Origin of the sequence: Brevibacterium sanguinis, assembly GCF_003315415.1 — a bacterium.
GTDB lineage: Bacteria > Actinomycetota > Actinomycetes > Actinomycetales > Brevibacteriaceae > Brevibacterium > Brevibacterium celere_A.
Map to the genome: position 1 here is coordinate 71,513 of NZ_QNSB01000008.1, position 26,088 is coordinate 97,600.

Consider the following 26,088-nt stretch of genomic DNA (forward strand, 5'->3'; position numbering starts at 1 on the left):
CCGAGGTGGGGGTGGGCTGCGGGGGAAGGTGGCGGGGGTGCCGGCGTCAGCTCAGGGGTGACAGGGCGAAGCTCAGTGCGGTGGCGATGCCGAAGGACACCAGGGGTGCGAGCACTGCGATCGCGATCGCGATCATCGCGGGGACCCGGCCCCGGTGGCTGATCATGGCGATGACGGCGATGATGAGGCTCGTCAGACCGAGGAGGGTGCAGAGCCCCTGGACGCAGACGAGGGCGATGGCCAGGGTCGAGTACCAGTCGGGCGCCTCGAAGAAGGAGGTGCCGAACTCCGCTTCCCGCGGGCCGATCGTCGCCCCGAAGACCGCCGAGGCGAGTACGGAGAGCGCGGCCGCGATGATGGCCAGGACCAGAGCGGTACGACCGAGTCCGGAGGCCGCGAGGGACCCGTCGGTGGGCCTATCGGCAGGGGGTGCATCCGGGTGGGGTGACGCTGCGGGGGCGGGTGAAGCTTCTGGGAGAGGTGACGAATCGCCGGTGAACGCCGGGGGAGGGCTGGTGGGATACGCCGGCTGCTGGGCGGCGAGTTCGTCGTCGGTGGGCTGGGGATAGGAGAACATGGGGCTCGACATACCCTCAACCTACGAACCCGGCGGTGCCCGGGGGCATGGAGATTCCCGGTGACCCGGTTGGGGAAACCCTTACCATCGCTCAATGCCGATGAGGCGAAGGAGCTTCGGCGGTGACGCCTCGGCCACCTTCCTCGGGTTTCATTGCTTGTCGGCGATGATCAGGAACCGCTTCTGCGTCACCTCGATCGGTGATTCCAGTCGAGCCAACTTCTCCAGAGTGTCGAAGTTGGCCTCCACCGTGAAGCCTGGAACATCCCAGGGGACGTAACCGAGGTATTCGAGCACGGCCTCGACATCGTTGAAGCGCATGGTCCCGGACCACGTACGCGCCTCGGTGATGGTGAAGCCCTGGGCCAGGAGACCTGCCGAGGCGGGTTCCAGCTGCGCTTCAGGATACATGGGCTCGCCGCCGAACCACTCCCTGAACTCCTGTGCTTCGGTTCCATCGACCTGCTGAGTGAGGAATCGCCCGCCTGGACGAATGACACGTGAGAGTTCCTCGGGGTCAAAACTCTCATGCCTGTTCATGACGACGTCAAATGTCTCGTTCGGCCATGGCATCGGCATCCCACGATCGCTGTCATATTCACGGACCTCTATCCCGAGCGGTGACAGGGACGCCGTGGCAATCGGCAGGTTCGGTGCCCACCCTTCGGTTGCGCTGATCGTCAAGGGTCCGTTGCAGGGGTCTGAAGCTCTGTTGGCCCAAAGGCTGCTGCCAGTGGTGAGCCGGTCGACCAGGGACATCAACCGCTCGCCTCCTCCGGTGCCCATGTCCAGGCAGACCCGAGACTTCTGCAGTTCCCTGAGGCAGAGATCCTCGAAATCCCAAGGCGGATCATCGGCAACGAGGCGATCGTCAAGGCTCGAGAAATCCCAGCCTGTCATGACGGCTCGTTCATGAATGCGGATCCAACGCCCAAGGAGCTGCTCCGAGGAGGGATCCATTCCTCGCGCGCTCACACCGTTGCGGCGCCGATGGCGGCGGTGAGGATGAACGCCAGCAGCGAGACCAGCGGAGCGAGGACCGCCAGGGCGACGGCGATCACGCCCGATGATCTGCCTCGGTCCCTGATGATGGCGACGATCCCGCTGATGAGGCCGGCCACCGCGCAGAGGACGAAGACGATGAAGATGATGGCGAACACGACCCCGAGGATCATGTACCAGCCGGGGGCCGTGTCGATGTCGGCGGCCCTGGTGACGCCCGCAAGTCCACTGGCCAACCCGTGCGCGGTCGCGGTGACGAACGACAGGATCGCGGCCGTGATCGAGAGCCCGAGCGCGATCCGGCCGATCGATCGGCGCTGGACCGGCGAGGAAGTGGTGCGTCTCATCCTCCCAATCTAACAACCATCGCGTCCCGTGGGGAGCGGTGTGCTGAGGATTGGGACCACCTTCGAACCGGTGTCCTCGCTGCCCGCCCCTAAGGCGGGTCGACTGGGTCAGACAAGGAAGCAGAACACGAGGACGAGGACGTTGAGCACCAGCAGCCCCAGGCAGTTGAGCCAGAAGTCGCGGCCGATGTATCCCGCTCGAATGTGCGCTGCCGCCGCGCAGAGGAAGTAGACGACGAGCCCGATGACGGCCGCCAGGCCGATCCCCGGGACCCAGAGCCCGGCGATGAGCCCGGCTGCGGCGAGGAACTTCACCACTGCCAGCACCCACCACCAGTCGCGCGGCAGGTTGACCCCGTCGAGGCATGCGGCGATGGCGCGCGGGGGCTTGAACGTCATGAGCCCGTCGCCGAGGACGATGACGGCCATGACGATGACCGGCCATGTCGGGTCGGGGAGCAGGGTCATCCGAACCTCCGGACATGGGTGTGGAAGGCGACGATCCGCGACAGCGCGGCGACCGCCTCGTCGAAGCCGAGGTCGCTGGCGCCCCAGCGGAAGACGATACCGAGGTAGGAGTCGTAGAGCACCGCGGCGCTCGCCCGCGCGTAGTCCTCATTGATCCCGATCGAGATGAGGTTCGACGACAGCTTCTCCTGCAGGTCGGCGGCCAGGACGTCGAACACCTGCGGCCTGCCCCGCACCCGCATGAGCGCGGCGGCGTAGTCGCGGGACAGATCCTCGTGCGCGGCGAAGAACTCGAGGAAGGGGAGGAAGATCTCGAGGAGGTGCTGATGCACCGCCGAGGTGGCCGCCAGCGCCGAGGCCCCTCGTAACCTCTCGTGGCCTTCGACGTCCGAGGCTCGTCCCGACCATCGCTGGGGAGGGGAGTACCGACCCGACTGGAGGCCGGCGATCCAGCGGTCGAAGCAGCGCACGAGCAGGACGTCCTTGTCTCCGGCGGCCATCACCCGGCCGGTCGACACCTCGGCGCGTTTGGCGATCTCCCGCACTGTCGTCGCTCGGTACCCAAGGTCGAGGAACAAGTCTCCCGCCGCGGTGAGGATCCGCTCCTCGGTGCGGAGCCGGCGGTCGGCACGTGATTGAACATGTTCAGTGTCCATGCTCGCATCGTAGGCCATCCGGTGTTCAGTTGCGAGTGCCGCGCGAGATCGATCTTGCCCGCACGCAAAAGTTAATGTACCTTAACTTTATGCACGAAGCTCAGTCGTTCCAGTCCCAGAAGCACCTCGGCGCGGGCGGCGGGAAGCGCAAGGTCTCGACGATCCTGCTCCTCGGGCCCGCGTTCGTCGCCGCCATCGCCTACGTCGATCCGGGCAACGTTGCGGCCAACCTCACCGCCGGGGCCGAGTACGGATACCTGCTCGTGTGGGTGCTCGTCGCCGCGAACCTCATCGCCGTGCTCGTGCAGTACCTGTCCTCGAAGCTCGGCCTCGTGTCCGGGCAGTCGCTGCCGGGGCTCCTCGGCAGCAAGCTGGGCACGAAGACCCGGCTGGCCTACTGGCTGCAGGCGGAGGCCGTCGCGGTCGCCACCGACCTCGCCGAGGTGATCGGCGGCGCCATCGCCCTGAAGATCCTCTTCGACCTGCCGCTCCTCCTCGGCGGCCTCATCGTCGGAGTCGTGTCCCTCGTGCTGCTGTCCATCCAGTCGACGAGGGGCCAGCGCCCGTTCGAGACGGTGATCATGACCCTGCTCGGGATCATCGCGGTCGGCTTCCTCGCCGGGCTGTTCGTCGGCGACGTCGACTGGGGGCAGGCGGCGGGAGGGATCGTGCCCGGGCTCGACGGCACGAACTCGATCGTCCTGGCGGCGAGCATGCTCGGGGCGACCGTCATGCCGCACGCGATCTACCTCCACTCGGCGCTGTCGGTCGACCGGCACGGCAAGCGCCCCCGCTCCTCGATCCCGCAGCTGCTCAAGGCCAGTCGCTGGGACGTCGTCCTCTCCCTCATCATCGCCGGATCCGTGAACATCGCGATGCTCCTCGTCGCCGCCGCATCCCTGCGCGGGCAGGTCGGCACGGACACGATCGAAGGCGCGCACGCGGTGGTCAGCGCCAACCTCGGCGAGGTCGTGGGTCTGCTCTTCGGCATCGGACTGCTCGCCTCGGGCCTGGCATCGAGCGCCGTCGGCTCCTACGCGGGCGCGGCGATCATGCAGGGACTCCTGCGGGTCGACATCCCGATCGTGTGGCAGCGCGCGGTGACGATGATCCCCGCTTTCATCGTCCTCGGCATCGGCGCCGACCCGACATGGTCGCTCGTCATCAGCCAGGTCGTGCTCAGCCTCGGCATCCCGTTCGCCATGGTGCCCCTCGTCAAGCTGACGTCGAACCGGTCCGTGATGGGCGAGTACGCGAACGGTCGCATCGTCTCGGTGCTGGCGATCGCCGCATCGGGGCTCATCATCATCCTCAACGTCGTCCTCCTCGTGCTGCTGGCCCTCGGCATCGAGTGAGACCGGCCGCCCCGACGCAGCCTGCATCACTTTCGGAACTATGCATCTGTTCCCGAACAGATGCATAGTTCCGAAAGCGATGAGAGTGCATGGTTCCAACAGTGATGGAACCGGCGCAGCCCCCGGCACTCAGGCGTCCGATACCCTGGAGGAATGCGTGCAGGCGAAGTGTCCGAGGTCAGCCAGGACTACCTCAAGGCGATCTGGTCGGCACGGGAATGGGGCGGCGAGCCGGTCACCGCGACCGAGCTCGCAAAGCGCTTCGGCACGACGAAGGCCAATGTCACCGACGTGCTCAAACGCCTCGACGAGCTCGGTCTCGTCGTCCGCGTCCCCTACCGCCCGCCCGAGCTCACCGCCGAGGGCGAGAAGATCGCGCTGTCGATGGTGCGCCGCCACCGGCTCATCGAGACCTTCCTCGTCGAATCCCTCGGCTACAGCTGGGATGAGGTCCACGACGAGGCCGAGAGCCTCGAGCACGCCGCCTCCGACCTGCTCATCGAGCGCATCGACGACTTCCTCGGCCACCCCACCGCGGATCCGCATGGGGACCCGATCCCCGAGGCCGATGGCACGGTGGTCTCGCACGATTCCTCGCCCATGCTCGCCGGGGCGGCTCCCGGCTCGTATCGCGTGCTGCGGGTCTCCGACGCCGACCCGGAGGTGCTCTCGCAGCTCGCCGAGCTCGGCGTGCGACCCGGTGCGCGCATCGAGGTCGCAGGCGCGACGGCGGACTCCGGGGACTCTCGCGGGCGACATGCGGATGCCGACGCCGCCGCTGCCGCGCGTCCGCCGCTGATCCTCGCGACGGTCGACGGCCGTCGTCGCGACATCCCCGCCGAGGCGGCCGCGGCGGTGCATCTCAGCCGCGGGGTGGGAACATCGACTCAGTGAACCCGAGGGTGAGCCAGTCGCCTCGGCGGGATGGCTTCCCGGGGTCATGTCGACTCCTGCGACTGCGACGGCACTGATCGCTCTCGGCGAGGTGGGCGCGTGACGGGGGCGTGAATGGCCGCTGCCCCAGTTCGTCGCCGTTGACCCTGCTGGGACTGGGCCCGGCGCGATCAACCGGGTCAACGGCGAGATGCACCCCGCCGAGACGACAGCGGCCACCGCTGCCGCGGAGGCGAACGGTGGCCGTGGACGTCGGCGCGAAGGGCAGGAGCCGGAGCCCGTCTGCGGTCAGAGCAGTCAGCTGAACACGGTGCGCAGGGTGAGGATCCCGATCGCGCCGATCGTCGCGGCGGCCGGAAGGGTGATGACCCAGGCCATGGCGATCGGCTTCATCAGCGCCCAGTTCGCCGAGCGGTTGACCAGCCCGACGCCGAGGATCGCGCCGATGAGAATGTGGGTGCTCGAGACCGGCAGCCCGCCGAGGGAGGCGGCCATGACGACGGCGGCCGCGGCGAGTTCGGCGGCGAAGCCGGACGCGGGGTGGATCTTCGTCAGCCCCGTGCCCACGGTGGTGATGACCTTGCGGCCGATGAACCACAGGCCGGCGATGAGCGCGATGCCGCAGGTGATCATCGCGGCCATCGGCACGGTCGCCTCGGCGTTGATGGCGTCGGTTCTGAGCACGTCGAGGATCGCGGCGAACGGGCCGATCGCATTGGCGATGTCGTTGGATCCGTGGCTGAAGGCGAACGCCGAGGCGGTGAACACCTGCATCCAACTGAACAGGATGAACGTCGACTTCGTCAGGGGCTTGCGTCGCAGGGTCTTGGCGAAGACGAACACGGCCATCCACACGGCGATGCCGATCATCGCCATGACGAGCACTCCGCCGACGGTCGACAGCCCGAGGTCGAGGTTCTTCAGGCCCTTGAACAGGAGCATCGCGGTGATGATGACGGCGGCGCCGGCCGCGATGAGCGGCACCCAGGTGAGCAGGGCGCGGTGGGCGCTGAGGTTCTGCTCCTGCTCGTCGATCTCGCCGAGACGACGGTCGATGTCGGCCCGGTCGACGCTCGCCGAGGTGGGAGAGGAGTCACCGCTGCCCGTGTCGAGGGTGGTGCGGCCGCAGTGGATGTCGAGCTCGGCGCGGGCCTCTGCGATCGCCCGGGTCTTCGCCTCGACCGATTCGTTGTATCCGAGGACGTGCTTCTTGATCATCCCGAAGATGAGGAACGCGACGATGCCGCCGAGGACCGGGGAGATCACCCACGACATCGCGATCGTGCCGACCTCGCTCCACTGCACCATGTCGAAGCCGCCGCTGCCGGTGACGAAGCCGATGGCCAGCGAGGCGCCGATGATCCCGCCGATGATCGAGTGGGTCGTCGACACCGGCCAGCCCATGCGGGTGGCGATGAGCAGCCAGACGGCGGCGCCGAGGAGGGCGGCCATCATGATGTAGACGAACTCCATCGGGTCGAGGGAGATCGCGCCGAGGTCGACGATGCCGCTGCGCACCGTGTCGGTGACCTCTCCGCCGGCGAGCAGGGCGCCGGCGACTTCGAACACGGCGGCGACGAGCAGCGCCTGCTTCATCGTCAGCGTCCCCGCGCCCACCGAGGTGCCGAAGGAGTTCGCGACGTCATTGCCGCCGATGTTGAACGCCATGAAGGCTGCGAAGACGATCGTGGTGATGAGGATGGTGCGGTTGGTGCCCGCGCCCACGTAGCCGAACGACCAGAGAGTGAAGGTGATGAGGGCGATGGCCAGCAGCGCGCCGAAGCACAGGTGCCACATCCGGTCGTTGCTGCGACCGACTGCGGGCGTCGGAGAGAACGTCTCCGGTGCCAGGGTCTGGGACATGGGCGACTCCTTGAGGACGGAATGGAAACCAACCGATCCTCATGGTTCGGGCCGTGGGTGTCCTGCAAGTTACGGGCTCGGTGAACGGGAGATGAACACGACCGTGAGCCCTGTCCAATTCTCGGTGCACAGTTGGTGCCGAAATGCGGTTGTTCACGTGGAGTTCCAGGTCAGGTGCTAGATGAGCGGATCTCCGCGGGTGGTCGGACCCCGCCGGCATCGCTCCTGTGATGATCGACACCCGCCCGGGCCGCGCAGCGAGGACTCCCGCTGCTCGGCCCGGACAGATCCGCCTTCGGCCCTGACGTCGGGCAGGTCCGCCTCAGCCCTGGCGCCGGGGCAGGTTCCACCGCGGCTGCGGCTGAGCCTTCCTGTGCTGGGGCCTGAACCCGCGCTCGGCGCCCGGGTGCGCCTTGTCGTGGCCCTTCGCCTTCGCGTCGCCGCCGGGCAGCGGAGCGTGAAGGGCCTTCGCCGCCTCGGCGCCGATGATCGGGATCTCCCCGGTGATCACCGGCTTCTCCGCGACGGCCGGGATCTCCCCGGTGATCGGCAGGGCCCCGAACGCCCCTGGCGTCCGCTGGGTGGCGGGGACCGAGGGCGCCGTTGAGGAGTCCTTCCGCATCGTGGGCGGCGTCGACGGGCTGTCGTTGCGCATCGTCTTCCCTTTGCTGTTTCGCATCGTGTTCTCCTTGCTCTTCCGTGGGGTGGTCTTCTGCGGGGTGGCTCGTGCTCGTGTCGTCTCGGGCGAGTCGCTGCCCGCCGCCTGCGACGAGGACTCTCCCGTCGCGTGCGGCCTCAGCGCCGAGTACAGGCCGGTCCATTGGTCTGGGGTGAGGTCTCGTGGCAAGTCGTCTCCTCGGATGTCGTTGTCTGTCAGGGCGGACTGCAGGGTGGAGCGGTCGGTGAGATCCATTCGGGTGAGGATTCCTTTCATCCCTCGTCCACGACCGGTGAAGACGGTCCGGACGAACTGCTGATAATCGGAGCGGTGCCGGGAGGCGAGCAGAGAGGGCGTCGAGCGGCCGATGCTGAGCAGCCCGCCGTCGACACTGGACCGGGGAGAGAACGCATGCGCGGGAACGCGTTCGACGAGGCGGAACTCGTACCAGGGCGCCCACTGCGCGGTGAGCATCGTCGACCCTCCGACCCCGGCCCTCTTGCGGGCGACCTCCCACTGGGTGAGGAGGATCGCGGTCTGCCAGGAGGGGGACCGCAGCAGCTTGTGGAGGATGGGCGTCGTGAGGTGGAACGGAATGTTCCCGACGATGACGGACGCGTCGAACGGCGTGGTCAGAGCATCGGCGTGCCGAATCTGTGCGTGGGGGAATCGGTGTTCAAGGTGATCGATCCTCGTCTCATCGAGCTCCACGAGCGTGAGCGGCCGACCGAGCTCGTAGAGCCGGGCGGTGACCGCCCCGCTGCCGGGACCGATCTCCAGGATCGGGCCGGCAGTGGCACGGGTCAGTCGCGCGATCGTGCGGATGGTGGTCTGTGAACGAAGGAAGTTCTGGCCGAGTTCGTGTCGGCCGCCGAAGGCGGAATGCGGTCGCATGGGAGGTGCTCCAGGAATCGGAGGAGAGCACCCGAGGCAGCGCGGAATGGGACGATTGCCGCTGGCCCGGATGCAGATGTCAATCCGGGAGGACGGCGCGCGGTTTGTTCGTCAGGGGCTCGGGCAGCGAGACGCATGCGGAATCCTGTCGAGGCCACCGGGGGAAGACCGAGGTGTCAGGAGATGTCCGAGGTCGTGCCGTGAGACGTTGTGAACCAGGCGCCGTCAGGCGCGGCGGTCACGAACAAAGAAATCGAGCGCAGTCGTTGCGCCGCAGTTCAATGTGCCCATGCGAGCCAATGTAGCACACGTGTCGTGACCGTTCCAGGGGTCGGCTGGATCTCCTCGCCGAGGCGGGGGAGATCCAACCGCGGGCGCGGTCCCGCGGTCATGGGTTCGCCGAGGCGGGGGAGAGGTCCGTCCGCGAGCGCGACTATTCGATGATCTCGCCGCGGATGACGTCGCCGTCTCCGCCGTCGTGGCGTCGCGGGTCCTGGGCGATCTCGGCGGCGAGCCGACGCAGCCGGACGCCGAGCGCAATGAGCGCGACGCCGACGATTCCGATGAAGACCGCGAGGGTGAAGATGAGCGCGGTGATGCCGGCCTGCGGAGCGAAGAGGAAGAAACCGCCGATCGCGATGCCCGCGACTCCGATGAGCGTGAGCAGCCACCAGCCGTTCATCCCCATACGGCGGAGGATGAGCGAAGCGCTGATCGCGAGGACGCTGAGGACGATGATCGCCATTCCCGCCAGCACCGTGACGAAGGCGGCGAAGAACATGGGGGAGACGAAGACCAGGGCGGCGAGCAGGATGAGCAGGACCGCGCGGGCGATCAGCCCTCCCGTGCGGCGCGGGGCGAGGACGAGCGAGGTCAGGGCGATGACCGCGAGCCAGCACGCGAAGATGCGGACGACCACCTCGGCGGTGGCGCCCGGCCATGCGATCATGAGCACGCCGACGAGCACAGCGATGGCGCCGTTGACGATGACTGTCCTGCCGGTGCGTCTGAGGTCCATGGCCCCAGCGTAGCCGGTGGGGTTTCACGGACGCTGAACCGCGGCCTCGTCGGCGTTCTGCCGGAGGGACGTGCCGAGCATTCGCACGATCTGCTCGATCGCGTCGTCGGTGCCGGTCGCCGAGGTGGTGTCGCCGTCCGTCGTCGCCCGAGCCCGGGGGGTGTTGCCCTCGAGGAAGCGCAGGAGCTCGACGGGGAAGGGCAGGACCAGGGTCGAGTTCCTCTCCGCGGCGACCTCGACGATCGTCTGGAGGAGGCGCAGCTGCAGGGCGGAGGGCGTGCTCGCCATCGCATCCGCGGCCTGGGCCAGTTTGTTCGACGCCTGCAGCTCGCCGTCGGCGATGATCACCCGCGACCGGCGTTCGCGTTCGGCCTCGGCCTGACGCGACATCGACCGCTTCATCCCCTCCGGCAGGGCGACGTCCTTGATCTCGACACGGTCGATGTGGATTCCCCAGTCGACGGCCGGATTGTCGATCATCAGCGCCAGGCCCTGGTTGAGCTGCTCCCGGTTCGTCAGCAGATCGTCGAGCTCACTCTGTCCGATGATCGACCGCAGCGAGGTCTGCGCGACCTGCCCGACGGCGAGGTGGTAGTTCTCGACGTCGACGACGGCGCGGCGGGGGTCGACGACCTTGTAGTAGATGACCGCGTCGACGCGGACGGTGACGTTGTCACGCGTGATCCCGTCCTGGGCGGGGATGGGCATGGTGATGATCTGCAGGCTGACCTTCTGCAGCTTGTCGACGAACGGCATGATTGCGGTGAGACCCGGCGGCTTCGGATCGCTCGTGACGCGGCCGAAGCGGAAGACGATTCCGCGCTCGTACTGCTTGACGATCCGCAGGCTGTTGCCCAGCAGCAGCGCACCGAGGGTGACCAGGCCGATTGCGATGTACACGGCGAGCATCGAGATCGCCTCCTTCGACAGTGAACGGTCCCCTCACGCTAGCACCGCAACTTGTGCGAATGCTTGGGTTCGGCTACCATTCGCCCGCCTCGTTCGCCGCGCGCTCAGGAGCCGACGGCCACTCGCGCCTCCGCGCTCTCACGAGCCGACGGCTACTCGCGCCCCCGGGCCCTGACGAGCCGGGCGCTCAGGAGCCGGGGACGGCCGAGCGCTCCCGGGCGAGCAGCCGCCTGCCCGCGGGGTAGGCGCGCAGGGTCTCGGGCAGTGCGATCGGGCGGGTCGAGGCGAAGGTCGCGATGATGCCGCCGGTGGGGATCGCCTCGGCGCCGGTCCCGTGCGCGGTCGATGCGACGTCGAGGCCGATGCGCCGCAGCGCCTGCTTGGCCACCGGCACGGGCGAGTCGAAGAGGGTGATCGCGCCGGCGCGGGCGGACATGATCCGGTCCGCGACCAGCCCGTAGTGCGTGCACCCGAGCACGATCGTCTCCATGCCCGGTTCCATCTGGTCGAGGGCGGCGTCGATCGCAGCGTCGATCCCGGCGATGTCGGCGATGTTGATCGCCTCGGCGAGGCCGGGGCACGCGACCTTCGCAACGGTGACGTCGGCGGCGAACGCGTCGATGAGGTTCTGCTGGTAGGCGCTGCCGGTCGTCGCCGGAGTCGCCCAGATCGCGAAGTCCTCACCGGTCCCGGCCGCCATCTTCACCGCGGGCACCGTGCCGATGACGGGGATGTCGGGTTCGTAGCGGGCCCGGACGGCGTCGAGGGCCTGCACCGAGGCGGTGTTGCACGCGATGACGATCGCATCCGGCTCCCACTCGGCGAGCACGGCCGCCGAGGTGAGCGCCCGCTCCTCGAGGGCCTCGGCGCTCAGGGAGCCGTACGGGGTGAAGTCCGGGTCCATCGCGAGGACGAGGTCGACGTCGGGGGCCAGGTGGAAGAGAGCGTCGGCGGTGCCGAGCAGTCCGAGGCCGGAGTCGAGCAGGCCGATGCGCGTCACGACGCCTCCTTCGGATAGACGAAGTCCCTGATCTCCTTGAGGTGCGCGCGGGTCAGGCCCTTCGCGAACTCGGGGGCGATGATCTTCAGCTTGCTCTCCGAATAGCGGTCGGCGAAGTACTGCCTGGTCACGGGCGCGGCGAGGTCGTCGTCGATCCAGATCGCCCGGCCATGCTCATGGGCGTCGAGCCAGTCCTCCATGGCACGGGCCTTCCACCACACGCGCGGGTCGTTGGCGTGGCGGTTGTGGGTGTCGTCGGGCATCTCGATGCAGTCGAAGGAGTTGCGCAGGCCGAACTTCGGCTCGAGTTCGGTCTTGCACCGCCGGGACCACGTGGAGAGCCAGACGACGGAGACGTCGTGGGTCTCGACGAGGCGGTCGAAGAACTCGATGACCGCCGGCTTGTAGTGCAGCTCGTAGTCCCAGGCCTGCAGGCGCCGCCTGCCCTCGGCGATGCCCCGCAGCTTGGGGACGGGATAGGAGTTGAGGACGCCGTCGACGTCGAGGAAGACGGTGACATGCCGTGCCTGCCTGCGTGCCGAGACCGGCGACGGGGATGCAGCGGACATCGTTCCTTCCGAAATGGTCGCCGAGGCGGACCTCGGCCATCGACGACCGGTTAGTCTGAGTAGGGAACCTGCCGGTACGGGCAGGAATCAGGACTTCAGGATACCGCTCGAAGCTGAGGGGGGGCACGGCGCAGCCATGTACGAGGAGATCCGGATCCCCCGCCTGGCGGCCACGCTGTGGCGGTCGGCGCCCGGGATCGCGGCGGACGTCGGGCCCGGCGACGAGCCGGGTCCGACGGTGTGTCCCGGGCGGATCCCGGTGGGGAGTCGCTCATCGTCCCCGATGGGTGCATGGACCTCATCGTCCTCGACGCCGAGGTGGTCGTCGCGGGAGCCGACTCCACCGCGCGCGTCGTCCGCGGCGCGAGGGGGCCTGCCGTCGGTCTGAGGTTCGACCCGGGCGTCCTCCCGCAGCTGCTCGCCACCTCGGCGGCGGAGCTCGCGAACACTCTCACTCCGCTCGACGCCGTGGCCGCAGGAACCCCTGTGGCGTCCCGGTGCCGCGTCGAGCGCGGCTTCGAGACGGGAGGACCGGCACCGGACCCGGGCCCGGACGCTCGCCGTCTGCTCGGAATCGCCGCGGCGCTCGCCGAGGTCACGGAACTCGATCCGCGCCCCATGGCACTCGCCTCGACCCTGGCCCGAGGGACCCCCATCGCCGAGGCGGCCGCGCAGTTCGCCTATTCGCCGAGGCAGCTGCGGCGACTGGCCGCCGACTGGTACGGCTACGGCCCGAAGCACCTGGCGAAGATCCTCCGCTGGCAGGCGGCGCGCGGCCTCATCGCCGGCGGATCGACGCGGACGGCTGCGGCCGCCGCGCTCGGCTACTCCGATGCGGCGCATCTGTGGCGGGACGAGAAGGCGCTCCTCGACAGGTGACCGGGAGGTCGCGGTCGGTCGGCGCGAACGGCGAGCGGAGCTGCGAGCAGAGTGGCGTCAGCCGTCGGCCGGCTGCTGGTCGAGGGCGGCGAAGAGGTCGACGGTGTTGCCGTCGGGATCGGTGATCACCGCATAGCGCTGCCCCCAGAACGCGTCCCAGGGTTCGTTCGCCACCCCCGCGATCGGTCCGCCCTCGGTGCCCGGACTGGTCAGCTGGGCGAACGTGGAGTCGACCGCCGCGGGGCTCGAGCAGTCGAAGGCGAGGGACATCGCCTGACCGCCGCTCGGCCGGGTCCATTCGGGGTCGATGCCGAGCACGACCTCCTCGGTGTCGAGGAGGACCCGGATGCCTCCCGAGGAGAACTCGGTGTGCGGGGCATCGGGTCCGCCGCTGAGCAGTTGGAGGCCGAGCGCGGAGTAGAAGCGCACGGCGGCGGGCATGTCGGCTGTGATGATCGAGATCGCGTCGAGTTTCATGTCCTCAGACTAGGGCCGATGACGCGCCTCGGGCATGAACAGAACGGACAACCTTCCACCGGCGGGCACCGGGCGCCCTCGATGCAGGGCCAGTGCGGCCTCCCCTGTCAGCCGGGCAGCAACGGCTCTCAGTCCGGCAGGTACTCCGTGAGGAAGTCCCGCACGGCATCGGTCAGAGGTGTGGGACGCTGGGATTCCCGGTCGATGTGGACGAGGACGACGTTCGAGTCGAACACCTGGCGGCCGTTCTGATCGCCGCGGGTGTTCACGGTGAAGGAGCTCGAGTCGATCCGCGCCACCGACAGCGTGAGGAGGAGCTCGGGACCGTACATGACCGGGAGGAGATAGTCGATCTCCTGCCGGGCGACGAGCAGCCCTCCGCCGGTCAGTCGCACCGAGCGCATCTCATTCATCCACTTGACGCGCCCCTCCTCGATGAGGGTGAGCATCGTGGCGTTGTTGACGTGGCCGAGGAGGTCCTGATCCGACCAGCGCACCTCGGGGCGGTATTCGAACGTCTTCATCGGGGCCTCCGGAATCGGGATGAGCGAACTCGGATCGGCCGGCAGGGGCCGGAGCTCGCTGGTGGGACGGACGTGGTCAGGGGGTCGATTGTCCGCACTGAACGAACGTTCTACAGTTAAGCAGGACGGCCCAGCGAAAGGGAAATCTATGCCAGACGCCCACGACGACGTGCCTTCCGTCGGCGAGCATCCCCGCGAGCGCAGTCCCCGTCACGGCGCATCCCCGAATCCGGCGATGCCGCCCCACCCCGGTTCACGTCCGCTCGCCGGTACCCGGGTCCTCGACCTCGGCGGCATCGGTCCCGGTCCGTTCGCGACGATGATACTCGCCGACCTCGGCGCCGAGGTCACCCGCCTCGACCCGCCCAACGCCGGCCGCGAGAACGTCAACCCCGTGCTCGATCGGGGGAAGACGCGGGTGACCGCCGACCTCAAGACCGCTGCCGGGACCCGGCTGGCCGCCGAGCTCGCCGACGCCAGCGACATCCTCGTCGAAGGATTCCGGCCGGGTGCCGCCGAGCGGCTGGGACTCGGCCCGGCCGATCTCCACCGGACCAACCCGGCCCTCGTCTACGGACGCATCACCGGCTACGGACAGACGGGCCCGAAGGCGCAGAGGGCCGGCCACGACCTCGGCTACATCGCCTCGACCGGTCTGCTCCTCCAGCTCGGACGGGCCGACGGCCCGCCCCAGTTCCCCGCCAACCTCCTCGCCGACTTCGGGGGTGGAGGGATGCTCCTCGTCGTCGGTGTCCTCGCCGCCCTGCCCCGCGCCCGGGAGACCGGGGTCGGCACCGTCGTCGACGCCGCGATGATCGACGGCGCGAACCTGCTGTGGTCGATGATGCACGGCTTCGCCGCGATGGGTCTGTGGCACCACGACGCGCGCGGGCGCAACCTCCTCGACTCCGGGGCGCCCTTCTACGACCTCTATCCCACCGCGGACGGCCGGCACGTCTCGGTCGCCTGCATCGAACGGGAGTTCTTCGCCGAGTTCGTGCGCACCCTCGACCTCGAGGACGCGCTGCCCGAGCCGCTGGAGACCCTCGACCACTGGGACCCCAGGCACTGGCCGGCGCTGCGCGCGGTCATCGCTCCCGCGCTCGCCGCCCGCAGTCTCGAGGCCATCGTCGCCCTCTTCGCAGACCGCGACGCCTGCGTCGAACCGGTCCTCACGATGGCCGAGGCCAAGGAGGACCCGCACAACGTCGAGCGCGGACTCTTCCGCACCGACGCCGCCGGCGTCGACCACCCGTCCCCCGCACCGAGGTTCAGCCCCGGCGGCGCGTGATCTCCTCGTTGACGGCGGCGACGACCTCATGGAGGTCGCCGATGATCGCGTAGTCGGCCCGCTGGACCATCGTCGCCTCCTCGTCGGTGTTGATCGCGATGATCGTCTTCGCTCCCTGCACTCCCGCCCAGTGCTGGATCGCACCGGAGATCCCGCAGGCGATGTAGACGTCCGGGGCGATCCGGCTTCCGGTCTGCCCGACCTGCTCGGCGTGGGGACGCCAGCCCAGACTCGTGACCACGCGCGACACCCCCAGGGCCCCGCCGAGGTGGTCGACGAGCTCGAGCACCTCGCCGAATCCGTCGGCCGACCCGACTCCGCGACCGGCGCCGACGACGACCTTCGCCTGCGTCAGGCCCGAGGTGTCGTCGGCCTCCTCGACCTCGGTGCGCACGACCCGCGTGCGCAGGTCCGCCTCCGTCGCCGCGGGGGAGTGGGTGAGGACCTCCGGGTCGCTCGGCGTCGTGTCCTCGGGGTCACAGGCGTGACCGGCGATCGTGAGGACCCGCACGGCACCGCTCAGCCGCAGCCGCTCGAACGCGGCGCCGCCGAGCACCTGGCGCAGCAGCCCCTGGTCGTCGGCGGCGACGACGTTGGCCGCCATCCGTGCCCCCAGCCGGGCGGCCACGTGCGCCATGATCTCCATGCCCCTCGGGGTGCCCGACGCCAGGATCGTCCCCTGCGCGGGGGCGATGTCGACGAGGGCCTGCGCCCAGGCGGCGGCCGAGTAGGCGTGGAGATCGGGGGAGTCGATGTGGTGGATCCGGGCGACGCCGAGGTGGGCGAGCCGATCCCGGGCGGCCTCCGTGAGCTCGCCGATGACGGCGACCTCGAGCGGAGACGACCCGGAGTCGCCCGACCCCGAGCCGTCCGCCCCGGCGGCCGCGCCCGCCTCCCCGGAGGCCCCGCCGTCGAGGGCCGCGGCCCTCGTGCGGGCGAAGGTCACCGCCTCGGCGGAGGTCAGCTGGACGCCCCCGGTCGCCGGGGTCGCGGGGTCCTCCGTCTCCACGAACACGAGGGTCATCGCAGCACTCCGATCTCTTCGAGCACATCGACGAGAGCGGGAGCGGCGCCCGGTCCCTCGCCGAGGATGGTCACGGTGCTCGACTGCTCCGGCGGCAGCTCGAGCGCCACTCGCGGGTTGCCGTGGACGGGTTCGGGGGCGTCGATCTCGTCGAGCGGCGCCTTCTTCGCCTTCATCCGCCCGGGAATTGACGGGTACCGCGGTTCGACCCCGCCTTCGGCGACGGCGACGACCGCAGGCAGCGGGAGCCGGAAGACCTCCGTGCCGGCGGGCCCGATCCCGTGGGCCGCGATCGAGGTCGGGGAGCCGTCACTGGAGGAGTCGACCTCGGCGGCCTCCTCGGCGAGCCGGAGCAGGGTGATGCCGGTGAGCACGGGCCGGTCGAGCTCGTAGGCGAGCCGGATGCCGACCTGGAAGTCGCCGGTGTCGGCGGCGTCGTTGCCGACGAGGACGAGGTCGTATCCACGGCCCTCGCTCGCCCGGGAGCGGACCACCTCGGCGATGGCGAAGGCGATGTCCTCGGGGCCGTGGGCGCCGGGGTCCTCGGCCTCGATGAGCACGGCGTCGTTCGCCCCGACGGCCAGGGAGGCGCGCAGCTGCTCGATCGCGTCGTCGGTGCCGAGCGTGAGGACGGTGACCTCGCCGTCGGTGGCGTCGGCGAGCTGGACGGCCAGCTCGACCGCGCACTCCTCGTGGGCGGAGATCGTGTGCCCGAGCGCCCCGTGGTCGATGTCGGTGCCCGAGGCGTCGAGGCTCACCTGCCCGGAGATGTCGGGGACGCGTTTGATGCAGACGAGGATGTCCATCGTGTCAGCTCCTGATCCGTTCGTTGTCGGGGTCGAACAGCGGGGTGGCATCGACGCTCGCCACCGTCACCGGGTAGTGCTCCTCGAGGTAGACGACCTGGAGGCGGTTGCCCACCACCGCCTCGGCGGGCGGCAGGAAGGCCATGAGGACGTGCTTGCCGAGGCTCGGCGCCGAGCCCGCCGAGGTGACGTAGGAGCGGCGGCCGTGCCCGTCGACGAGCGGCTCCCCGTCGGCGGAGACGATCGGCTCCCCGCCGAGCATGTACCGCATCTGGCCACTTGCACTCGTGTGGTCGTCGACGGTGAGCGAGCAGAGCACCGACTGCGGGTCCTCCTCGCGGTGGCGCAGGTGCGCCTCCCGGCCGACGAAGTCCTGCGGCTTGACCTTGGGCCGGGACATGCCGACCTCGACGACGGTGCGCTCGGAGTCGAGCTCCGTGCCGAAGGCGCGGTAGCCCTTCTCGATCCGACCGGTGGTCCCGTAGACGCCGAGGCCGACCGGCACGAGCCCGTGGCCGGCCCCCGCCTCGCGGATCGCATCCCAGAGCCTCGCCCCGGACTCCATCGGCACGTAGAGCTCCCAGCCGAGGTCCCCGACGTAGGAGATGCGGGAGGCGAGCACCTCGAGGGTGCCGATCTCGATCGTCCGGGCGGTGCCGAACCGGAAGCCCTCGTTCGACACATCCGCCGAGGTGATCGCCGAGAGGATGTCGCGGGCGCGCGGACCCCAGAGGCCGATGGTCGTCAGTGACGAGGTGAGATCGGCGATCGCGGCCCCGGTCTCGGGCAGGCGGTCGGCGAACCACTTGAGGTCGACCATGCCGTGGGCCGCGCCCGTGACGACGCGGAAGCGGTCATGGGCGAGGCGGATGATCGTGAGGTCGGAGCGGAAGCCGCCCGCCTCGTCGAGGACCGGGGTGTAGACGACCCTGCCGACGGGCACATCCATCTGCGCGAGGACGATTCCCTGGACCGCGTCGAGGGCGGCCGGACCGACGACGTCGAAGATGACGAAGCTCGAGAGGTCGATGACGCCCGCCCGCTCCCGCAGCGCCAGGTGCTCGGCGTTGATGATCGGCGACCACCAGCGCGAATCCCATTCCGCGGTGCGGTCCATGACCCGATCGCCGAACTCCTCGAGCAGATGCGAGTTCGACTCGTACCACTGCGGCCGCTCCCACCCGGCCGCCTCGAAGAACACCGCGCCGAGCTCCTCATGCCGCGAGTGCATGGGGGAGAGGCGGACGTTGCGGTTCGACTCGTACTGCTCGCCGGGATGGACGATGCCGTAGGTCTTGATGAAGGCCTCCGAGGTGCGGGCCCGCACATGCTCGCGCGTGCGCTGATGCGGGTGGAACCGGGCGATGTCCGCGCCCTGGACGTCGATCTCCGGCAGTCCGTCCGTCATCCACTCCGCGACCGCCCGGCCGACTCCCGGACCTTCCTTCACCCACACGGCCGCCGCCGACCACAGGCCCTTGACCTGGGGCGACTCACCGAGGATGGGGGAGCCGTCCGGGGTCAGGGACAGCAGTCCGTTGATCGCATAGCGGATCTCGACGCCCGGGTCGGACAGGACGTCGGGCATCAGCTCGAGGGCCTGCTCGAGCTGGGGGTCGAAGTCATCGGCGGTGAACGGCATCTCCGTGGGAGAGAGCTTCGCAGCCTCGTTCGACGGGATCTCGTCGGGTTCGTGGAGGATCGCGCGGTGGGCATACGAGCCGATCTCGAGGTCCGAGCCGTGCTGGCGCTCGTAGCAGAGGGTGTCCATGTCGCGGATGATGGGGAAGGAGATCTCGCCGGGGATCGCGGCGAGCTGGGGCACCGGCCCGACGCTGATCATCTGGTGCACGGCGGGAGTGAGCGGGATCGCGGCTCCGGCCATCGCGGCGATGCGCGGGCTCCATACGCCGCACGCGACGAGGACCCGTTCGGTCTCGATCGTGCCCTTGTCCGTGTGGACGCGGGCGATCCGGCCGTTCTCGACGTCGATGCCGGTGACCTCGGTGTTCGCCGAGACGCTCAGTGCCCCGAGCTCCTGCGCGGACTCGCGCATCCTCGTGCCCGCCCCCACGGAGTCGACGACGCCGACGCCGGGAGTCCAGAACGCCCCGACGATGACCGAGGGGTCGACGTAGGGGACCTTCTCGACGACCTCCTCGGCGCCAACGAGGTGGGCCTCGATCCCCCAGGCCTGCGCGGAGGACATCCGTCGGCGCAGCTCCTGCATCCTCTCCTCCGTGCGGGCGAGTTCGAAGCCGCCGGACTGGGTGAAGACGCCGAGCTCCTTGTACTGGCGGATGCTGTCGAGGGTGAGGTCGGTGATCTCGCGGGAGTGGTCGACGGGGAAGATGAAGTTCGAGGCGTGACCGGTCGACCCGCCCGGATTCGGCAGAGGACCCTTGTCGACCTGGACGATGTCGCGCCAGCCGAGCCTGGCGAGATGGTGGACGAGGCTGTTGCCGACGATGCCGGCTCCGATGACGACGACACTGGCCTGGCTGGGAACGGAAGCCATGGCAGGCTCCTCTCCGAAGACGTCTTCGTCTTCACTGATGCGTCTGCACCGGCACTCGGTTGCGGAGGGAGCAACAGGGTGCGCGATGGGGAACGGTGTCCTCCGATCGTCCCGCTCCCTCCGAGGCGTGTCAAGGGCGTGACGGGCCCGATCCACGACAGCCGACGTGGACGGGGGCGGACCCGACGCCCAGCGCTCGCGTCGGCCGAGGGGAGGCCGAAGCGGGCCGATGCTCAGAGCGCGCACCACCCTCGGCCGCTCCGAGACGCTCAGGGCTCGCGCCAGCCGAGGCGGGAGGAGATCTCGGCGGCCGCGGCGACGAGGAGGTCGCGGGCGGCCTCGACCCTGTCGCCGGTGAATCGGAAGCTCGGCCCCGACGCCGAGATCGACGCGACGACGTCGCCGTGGGCGTTGCGCACGGGGGCCGACACCGCGGTCAGCCCGACCTCGAGCTCGTCCGCGACGATCGAGAACCCCTGGTCGCGCACCTCGGCGACCTCCCGCAGGAGCCGGGGCACGGACGTCACGGTGCTCGGGGTGTAGGCCTTCGGGCGCGAGCCGAGCACTCCGCGGGCGCCGGCGTCGCTGAGCCCGGACAGGAGGACCTTGCCATTGGAGGTGGCGTGGAGCGGGATGCGCTGGCCGACCCAGTTGTGGCTCTGCACCGAGGCGGAGCCGGCGACCTGATCGAGGTAGAGGGCGGCACCCTCGGAGAGGACGGCGATGTTGACGGTCTCGCCGGTCTGCTCGGCGAGGAGCTTGGCGAGCGGACGGGCGACCTGGACGATGTCGAGCCTGGCGGTCGCGGCCCCGGCGAGGCGGAGGATCCCGAGGCCGAGGCGGTACTTGCCGCGACTGCGGTCCTGCTCGACGAGCCCCCGCGACTCCAGCGTCGCGACGATGCGCGAGGCGGTCGATTTGTGGACCCCCACCTCGGCGGCGATCTCGGTCACTCCGGCGAGGCCGGCGCGGGCGATGATCTCGAGGATCGTCACCGCGCGGTCGACGGACTGAACGGACCCGGGCGTCGTCGCCTCGGCGTCGTTGTTGCTCATCCCGGAACTGTAGCCCACCTCGGGCAACGACAACAGGCCTGGCAGTCGGTCATGTAGGGTGAGAGCCGCCGGGCGCCCCGAGCGCCGCGGCGGATGAGAGCTGTGACGGAGTGCGAGCACGATGAGCAATGGGACGCAATCGATCGACCGCGCCGCCGAGATCCTGTCCCTGGTGGTCAGGGCCGAGGCGCCGATCTCCTACACCGAGGTGGTGGAGGCGACGGGACTCGCCCGCTCGACGGTGTCCCGGCTGCTCTCCGCGCTCGAGCGCAACGGCCTCGTCGAACGCGACGGCGACGGCCTCTACCGGGGCGGATCCCTGTTCGCGACCTACGCCTCCCGGTTCGACCGCGTCGAGACCCTCGTCTCCGCGGCCGACCCGACCCTGCAGCGGCTGAGCGAGGAGACCGGCGAGACGGTCAACCTCGCGGTGCCGAGCGCCGACGGCGTCGTGCAGGTCGCCCAGGTCGACTCGACCTACGTCCTCGGCGCGACGAACTGGGTCGACGTCGATGTCCCGCCGCACTGCTCGGCGCTGGGCAAGGTGATGTTCGCCTACCGGGTGATCCCGATCCCGTCCGGACGCCTCGAGCGCCGGACCCCGCACACGCTGAGCACCCGCAAGGAGCTCATGGAAGACCTCGCCGAGGTGCGCGCCCGCGGGTACTCGATCGTCCACGAGGAGTTCGAGGAGGGCCTCGACGCGCTCGCCGCCCCGGTCTTCGGGATCGACGACACGGTCATCGCCGCGGTCGGCATCTCGGGGCCGACCGTGCGGATCGCCGAGAACCACGAGGGCCTCGGCAGGCTCCTCGTCGCCGAGGCGGGCCTGCTCTCCCGCAGCCTCAAGCGCAAGGTCAACCACATGTAGAAGGAACCGGCGTCAGTCGCTGAGCTTCTCGACCTGTTTGCGGCGCCACTCCTCGGTGTCCTTGATCTGATTGAACGTGTAGATGTGGAGACCGGCGACGCCGAGCGCGGGATCGTCGAGCACGGGGGCGAGCCTGTCGAGGAACTTCCGCGGGTTGTAGCCGCCGGGCTTGGCCATCCGTGCGAACGTTGAGACGTTCTTGCGGAGGAACTTCGTCGACTCGCCGACCCCGATCTTCGTCGCCACCTTGGCCAGCTTGCCGAGCTCCACCTTGCCCGCCACGCCGAGGTGGACGGGCAGGTCGATGCCGCGTCTTCGCACCGCGTGGAGCCAGGACTCGACGGTGTCGGGGTCGAAGCACAGGTTCGACACGAGGTGGGAGGCGTAGCCGCGCTTGTCGGCCATCGCCTGGATCGTCACCTCGTCGGAGATGAGCGGGTGCGATTCGGGGTAGGCGGCGACGTCGACGTCGAGGAAGTCGGCGTCGAGGCCGGAGAGGTCGACGAGCAGGTCGAGCGCGCCGCTGTAGTCTCCGGCCGGGGGAGTGGCGTCTCCTGCGGGGACGAAGATCCGGGTGATGCCGGCCGTGCGGAGGCGGTCGACCACCTCGGCGAGCTCGCTGCGGCCGTGGACCATGCGGGCGGCGACATGGGGGACGGCGGTGAAGCCGAGGGACTGCAGCTGCTCGGCCGTGGCCAGCGTCGCCTCGAGGGTGAGTCCGGTCGATGCGGTCACCGTGATCACCCGGCCGGGATCGACGCTGTCGCTGATGCGCTCGGCGATCCCGGAGGTGGGGAGGACCTCGTAGCGGGCTGATTCGAGCAGCGAAAGGATGGTGGAGTCTGACATCTCGTCTCCTGCCTGCGATCGGTTGCGGAGGCTGTGCGCAGGGCATCCGACCACGAGGCCGGGATGCTGGCGCTTCGGCGCGGAAATTCATCCGGCGGATGCCCTTGCTTCCTCTGTGTGATCAATCCTACACTCGAAGTACCCATATTATGGGAATCCAGTTCCATAATATAGAACTGTTTCGCAGGGGGAGCACAATGGGCAGAAACGTTCCATCGGTCGATCAGAGCGACAGGACAGTCCCGATCAACCTTCGTCAGTCAGGCCCGACCCCGGTCGAGATGCTCATCGACACCAGGGTGCGCAAGTCTCCCTACTGGGAGCTGTCCATGCAGCACGGATGCTGGCGGGCCTCCATCTACAACCGGATGTACCATCCTCGCGGCTACGTCCCTCGCGAAGAGGGCGGGATGATGGTCGAGTACCAGTCGCTGGTCAACGATGTGACCTTGTGGAACGTGGCCGTCGAGCGTCAGATCCAGGTCAAGGGCCCCGACGCCGAGGCGTTCGTCAATTACGTCATCACCCGTGACGCGACCAAGATCCCGGTCATGCGCGCGCGCTACGTCATCCTGTGCAACGAAGCCGGCGGGGTGCTCAACGATCCGATCCTGCTGCGGGTCGCGGTCGACGAGTTCTGGTTCAGCCTCTCCGACACCGACCTCATGCTCTGGCTCCAAGGCGTCAACGTCGGCAAGAAGTTCGACGTGACCATCCAGGAGATCGATGTGTCTCCGGTCCAGGTGCAGGGCCCGAAGTCCGTCGATCTCATCGCCGACCTCGTCGGCGAGGAAGGCCGGGAGCTGCCGAGCTACGGGCTGATGGAGGCGCAGGTCGGCGGGCACGACGTCATCATCTCCCAGACCGGATTCACGGGGGAGAAGGGCTACGAGATCTACCTCAAGGATTCGACGAAGTACGCCGAGGACATGTGGAACGCCGTGCTCGAAGCAGGCAAGCCGCACAACCTCAGGGTCGTCGCTCCCAGCCACCACCGCAGGATCGCCGCCGGCATCCTGTCGTGGGGCCAGGACATGGACTTCGAGACGTTGCCGTTCCAGGTCAACCTCGGCTATCAGGTGCCGCGGAAGAAGGAGGCCGACTACATCGGCAAGGAGCGGCTCGAAGAGGCTCGTGCGCAGCTCGAGGCGGGCAACCCGCCGTACAGGACGCAGCTCGTCGGTCTGCTTCTCGGAGGGAAGCCGATCACGGACTATGCTCCCGACTTCTGGCTGGTCAGCACGTCACCGGGCGAGGACCCCGTGGGCTACGTGACCTCGCCGTGGTACTCGCCCGAGCTCGAGCACAACATCGCCATGGCCCACGTGCCGGTCGGCGGGACCGACCTCGGCACAGAGTACTGGGTCCATCTGCCCGACGTGTACGCGGACAATCCCGGCGAGCCGGTCCGCGCCGAGGTGGTGGAGATGCCGTTCCGTCCGAGCGTCAACCCCAACCAGCGTGAGCGCCTGAAGACGCGCGGCCTCGACGCCGCAGTCTGACCCGCCGAGCGGCTGCCGCCGATCCGGCGTGACCGCCGGTCCGGCGTGACTGCCGGCTGCCTCTTCTCCGACGAGCTGGAGAGGCAGCCGGCGGTCTTCGCGTTCGTGCCGCCAGACCCTGACGCGTCGAGACAGCCATCAATGCACCCCGTCAGACCCGGCGCGGCGAGACAGACATCAAAGCACCCCGTCAGCCGTATTCCGCACCGTTGCAATGGTGTGTTCTGCGGCTGACGGGGCGTTGTGCGTCCCGAACTGTAGGGCGTGCGGCCAGCGGGGCGTTGTGCGTGCCGAACCGTAGGGCGTGCCGCCAACAGGGCGTTACGTGTGCCGATTTGTAGGGCGAGCCGCCAACAGGGCGTTTTGCCGAACCGTAGGGCGTGCGGCGAGCGCGGTGTCATACGGCCGGCAGGGCGACCCGTACCGTCCCCGGTTCGGCCGGCACCCGTCCCCCGCCGCCCGAGTCAGCCCTTGCGGCGCGCCTGGACTTTGGCGAGGAGCTCGTTCTCGGCGTTGGGGCCGGCCTTGACGCCGTTGGGCAGCAGGAACATGAAGATGACTCCGACGAGCATCCAGGCGAAGAACATGATCCACGACTGCGGGGCGAGCTGTGCCGACACCGGGGTGATCGGCACGTAGAGGATGAACAGGAGGAAGGTGAGGATGACGGAGATGACGCCGATGACGAACCCGCCGTTGCCGGACCCGCCGATGCGCAGCGGACGGTCCATCGTCGGCTCGTTCCTGCGGAGGACGAGGAAGGCGACGCTGACGAGGAAGTAGGCGATGACGATCGCCGGAGAGCCGGCATCGACGATCCAGCCCAGGGCGACGGGGCCGAGGAACGGGGCGATGGCGGAGAGGACGCCGATGAAGAGGATCGAGTTCACCGGGGTCCGGTAGCGCGGGTGCAGCTTGCCGAACCATGCGGGGATCATGCCCGCGACGGCCATCGCCCACATCAGCCGAGACGATCCCATGAGGAATGCGTTCCACGAGGTGATGATTCCGGCAAGGCCGCCGGCGATGACCATTTTGCCCCAGAACGCGGAGTTGAACATCGCGGTCAGGGCGTCGGCGGTGACGAGATCATGCTTGGCGAGCTCCTCGGCGGGCATCGCCAGCGACGTCATGCCGATGATGATGACGTAGAAGACGATCGCCATGAGCACGGACATGACGACGAGCTTGCCGATCTTGCGTGCCGGGAGGTTGATCTCCTCCGCCGATTGCGGGATGACGTCGAAGCCGACGAACAGGAACGGGACCACCGCGACGACCGCCATGAATCCTGCACCGCCGCCGGTGAACAGCGGCTCGGCGTTCGCCGCCTCGCCGCCCATGAGTCCGCCGGTCAGCAGCAGGAGGGCGACGATGATGAGGAACGACACGACGAAGGTCTGAACCAGTGAGGCGATCTTGACGCCGCGGATGTTGATCCAGGCGATGACGATCGCGGTGACCGTTCCGATGAGCGCCCACGTGAGGTAGACGTCTGACTCGGCGATCGTCCACAGCTTGATGCGCTCGAGATCGGGGAAGAGGTAGAGCGCGGTCTTCGGCACCGCGACCGCCTCGAACATGACGACGCTGATGTAGCCGCCGGTGATGGCCCAGGACCCGAACAGGGAGACCCGCGGTCCCATCGCGCGGATCAGGTAGTTGTGCTCTCCGCCGGCGTGCGGCATCGCGGCGACGAGTTCGGAGTACACGGTGCCGACGAAGCACATGATGATGCCGCCGACGACGAACGCGAGGATCGCGCCCATCGTGCCGGCGCCGTTGAGCCATTCTCCGGTGAGGACGACCCAGCCGAAGCCGATCATCGCTCCGAAGCCGATGAAGAGGGCGTCGACGGTGCCCAGGGCCTTGACGAAGCCGTGGTCCCTGTCGGTCGATTCTGTCTGCGGCTGACTCATGAGGTGCCTTTCATAGCGCCGATGCTGTGATGGTGCGGTTCTTGCTGCATACGGACAGTAGCAGGACTCTGAGAATCACCTGTCAGTCGCGACCGATCGTGCTCCAAGTGTTAGGTTTCCTCTGTGCACAGCACTCACCGCAATGCCATCGGTCGCGTGGTCG

Annotated in this window: 24 protein-coding genes and 1 pseudogene; 6 read left to right on the forward strand and 19 right to left on the reverse strand. The window is 68.8% G+C overall.

Annotation, left to right across the window (positions count from 1 at the left end; genetic code table 11):
* Nucleotides 1-46: 46 nt before the first annotated feature.
* From DFO65_RS12290 to DFO65_RS12310, 5 genes are all read right to left on the reverse strand, one after another.
* Nucleotides 47-589: a hypothetical protein gene (locus DFO65_RS12290; protein ID WP_113904733.1), complete on the reverse strand. Its 543-nt coding sequence runs from the start codon at nt 587-589 to the stop codon at nt 47-49.
* A gap of 138 nt (nt 590-727) precedes the next feature.
* Nucleotides 728-1,477: a class I SAM-dependent methyltransferase gene (locus DFO65_RS12295; protein ID WP_245940714.1), complete on the reverse strand. Its 750-nt coding sequence runs from the start codon at nt 1,475-1,477 to the stop codon at nt 728-730.
* Between the two features lie 71 nt (nt 1,478-1,548).
* Nucleotides 1,549-1,926 (reverse strand): hypothetical protein, encoded by a 378-nt coding sequence (locus DFO65_RS12300; RefSeq protein ID WP_113904735.1) that lies wholly within the window; start codon nt 1,924-1,926, stop codon nt 1,549-1,551.
* 108 nt (nt 1,927-2,034) lie between these two features.
* On the reverse strand, nt 2,035-2,394 hold the full coding sequence (locus tag DFO65_RS12305; protein WP_113904736.1) for a DoxX family protein: 360 nt from the start codon (nt 2,392-2,394) through the stop codon (nt 2,035-2,037).
* Complete coding sequence (locus DFO65_RS12310; RefSeq protein ID WP_113904805.1) at nt 2,391-3,050, reverse strand: TetR/AcrR family transcriptional regulator; 660 nt, start codon at nt 3,048-3,050, stop codon at nt 2,391-2,393. The genes DFO65_RS12305 and DFO65_RS12310 overlap by 4 nt, the downstream gene beginning before the upstream one ends.
* An 89-nt stretch (nt 3,051-3,139) precedes the next feature.
* Here DFO65_RS12310 and DFO65_RS12315 point away from each other — a divergent pair, with 89 nt between their 5' ends.
* Nucleotides 3,140-4,405 (forward strand): Nramp family divalent metal transporter, encoded by a 1,266-nt coding sequence (locus DFO65_RS12315; protein ID WP_245940719.1) that lies wholly within the window; start codon nt 3,140-3,142, stop codon nt 4,403-4,405.
* Nucleotides 4,406-4,558: 153 nt separating this feature from the next.
* A complete protein-coding gene (locus DFO65_RS12320; protein WP_113904738.1) occupies nt 4,559-5,299 on the forward strand; it encodes a metal-dependent transcriptional regulator in 741 nt (246 codons plus the stop codon).
* Nucleotides 5,300-5,596: 297 nt separating this feature from the next.
* Here the strand turns inward: DFO65_RS12320 and DFO65_RS12325 are convergent, their stop codons facing one another.
* From DFO65_RS12325 to DFO65_RS12350, 6 genes and pseudogenes are all read right to left on the reverse strand, one after another.
* Nucleotides 5,597-7,162, reverse strand: coding sequence for an inorganic phosphate transporter (locus DFO65_RS12325; protein ID WP_113904739.1), 1,566 nt, complete (start codon nt 7,160-7,162; stop codon nt 5,597-5,599).
* Nucleotides 7,163-7,961: 799 nt separating this feature from the next.
* Nucleotides 7,962-8,714, reverse strand: a pseudogene (gene erm / locus DFO65_RS17460) (23S ribosomal RNA methyltransferase Erm); the annotation flags it as partial.
* Between the two features lie 433 nt (nt 8,715-9,147).
* Nucleotides 9,148-9,732: an HdeD family acid-resistance protein gene (locus DFO65_RS12335; protein WP_113904741.1), complete on the reverse strand. Its 585-nt coding sequence runs from the start codon at nt 9,730-9,732 to the stop codon at nt 9,148-9,150.
* A 24-nt stretch (nt 9,733-9,756) separates the two neighbouring features.
* Nucleotides 9,757-10,641 carry a slipin family protein gene (locus tag DFO65_RS12340; protein WP_113904742.1) on the reverse strand — a complete coding sequence of 295 codons (885 nt, stop codon included), beginning with the start codon at nt 10,639-10,641 and terminating at the stop codon, nt 9,757-9,759.
* A gap of 187 nt (nt 10,642-10,828) precedes the next feature.
* Entirely contained in the window at nt 10,829-11,641 is an 813-nt protein-coding gene (locus tag DFO65_RS12345; RefSeq protein ID WP_113904743.1) for a glutamate racemase, read from the reverse strand.
* A complete protein-coding gene (locus tag DFO65_RS12350; RefSeq protein ID WP_113904744.1) occupies nt 11,638-12,210 on the reverse strand; it encodes an HAD domain-containing protein in 573 nt (190 codons plus the stop codon). The genes DFO65_RS12345 and DFO65_RS12350 overlap by 4 nt, the downstream gene beginning before the upstream one ends.
* Before the next feature lie 240 nt (nt 12,211-12,450).
* Between DFO65_RS12350 and DFO65_RS12355 the strand changes: the two genes are divergently transcribed.
* A complete protein-coding gene (locus tag DFO65_RS12355; protein WP_487249322.1) occupies nt 12,451-13,089 on the forward strand; it encodes a helix-turn-helix domain-containing protein in 639 nt (212 codons plus the stop codon).
* Between the two features lie 57 nt (nt 13,090-13,146).
* On the opposite strand, the gene DFO65_RS12360 is transcribed toward DFO65_RS12355, so the two are convergent.
* On the reverse strand, nt 13,147-13,566 hold the full coding sequence (locus DFO65_RS12360; protein WP_113904746.1) for a VOC family protein: 420 nt from the start codon (nt 13,564-13,566) through the stop codon (nt 13,147-13,149).
* A 128-nt stretch (nt 13,567-13,694) separates the two neighbouring features.
* Entirely contained in the window at nt 13,695-14,090 is a 396-nt protein-coding gene (locus tag DFO65_RS12365) for an acyl-CoA thioesterase (RefSeq protein WP_113904747.1), read from the reverse strand.
* Nucleotides 14,091-14,325: 235 nt separating this feature from the next.
* Between DFO65_RS12365 and DFO65_RS12370 the strand changes: the two genes are divergently transcribed.
* The gene (locus tag DFO65_RS12370) at nt 14,326-15,381 is read left to right on the forward strand and encodes a CaiB/BaiF CoA transferase family protein (RefSeq protein WP_113904806.1); all 1,056 of its coding nucleotides are present in this window, start codon (nt 14,326-14,328) and stop codon (nt 15,379-15,381) included.
* Here the strand turns inward: DFO65_RS12370 and DFO65_RS12375 are convergent.
* The 4 genes from DFO65_RS12375 to DFO65_RS12390 all read right to left on the reverse strand — a co-directional run bounded on the left by DFO65_RS12375 (nt 15,362) and on the right by DFO65_RS12390 (nt 20,784).
* The gene (locus DFO65_RS12375; protein WP_113904748.1) at nt 15,362-16,405 is read right to left on the reverse strand and encodes an electron transfer flavoprotein subunit alpha/FixB family protein; all 1,044 of its coding nucleotides are present in this window, start codon (nt 16,403-16,405) and stop codon (nt 15,362-15,364) included. The genes DFO65_RS12370 and DFO65_RS12375 overlap by 20 nt on opposite strands.
* Entirely contained in the window at nt 16,402-17,211 is an 810-nt protein-coding gene (locus DFO65_RS12380; protein ID WP_113904749.1) for an electron transfer flavoprotein subunit beta/FixA family protein, read from the reverse strand. The genes DFO65_RS12375 and DFO65_RS12380 overlap by 4 nt, the downstream gene beginning before the upstream one ends.
* 4 nt (nt 17,212-17,215) lie before the next feature.
* Nucleotides 17,216-19,729, reverse strand: a complete 2,514-nt coding sequence (locus tag DFO65_RS12385; protein WP_113904750.1) for a GcvT family protein — start codon at nt 19,727-19,729, stop codon at nt 17,216-17,218.
* Between the two features lie 269 nt (nt 19,730-19,998).
* Entirely contained in the window at nt 19,999-20,784 is a 786-nt protein-coding gene (locus tag DFO65_RS12390) for an IclR family transcriptional regulator (protein ID WP_113904751.1), read from the reverse strand.
* A gap of 121 nt (nt 20,785-20,905) precedes the next feature.
* On the opposite strand from DFO65_RS12390, the gene DFO65_RS12395 reads away from it, so the two are divergent.
* Complete coding sequence (locus DFO65_RS12395) at nt 20,906-21,655, forward strand: IclR family transcriptional regulator (RefSeq protein WP_113904752.1); 750 nt, start codon at nt 20,906-20,908, stop codon at nt 21,653-21,655.
* 12 nt (nt 21,656-21,667) lie between these two features.
* Here DFO65_RS12395 and DFO65_RS12400 read toward each other — a convergent pair whose 3' ends face one another.
* The gene (locus DFO65_RS12400) at nt 21,668-22,504 is read right to left on the reverse strand and encodes a methylenetetrahydrofolate reductase (protein ID WP_113904753.1); all 837 of its coding nucleotides are present in this window, start codon (nt 22,502-22,504) and stop codon (nt 21,668-21,670) included.
* Nucleotides 22,505-22,785: 281 nt separating this feature from the next.
* On the opposite strand from DFO65_RS12400, the gene DFO65_RS12405 reads away from it, so the two are divergent.
* Entirely contained in the window at nt 22,786-24,006 is a 1,221-nt protein-coding gene (locus DFO65_RS12405) for a glycine cleavage T C-terminal barrel domain-containing protein (RefSeq protein WP_245940720.1), read from the forward strand.
* A 464-nt stretch (nt 24,007-24,470) separates the two neighbouring features.
* On the opposite strand, the gene DFO65_RS12410 is transcribed toward DFO65_RS12405, so the two are convergent.
* Nucleotides 24,471-25,925, reverse strand: a complete 1,455-nt coding sequence (locus tag DFO65_RS12410; protein WP_113904755.1) for an APC family permease — start codon at nt 25,923-25,925, stop codon at nt 24,471-24,473.
* Between the last annotated feature and the right edge of the window lie 163 nt (nt 25,926-26,088).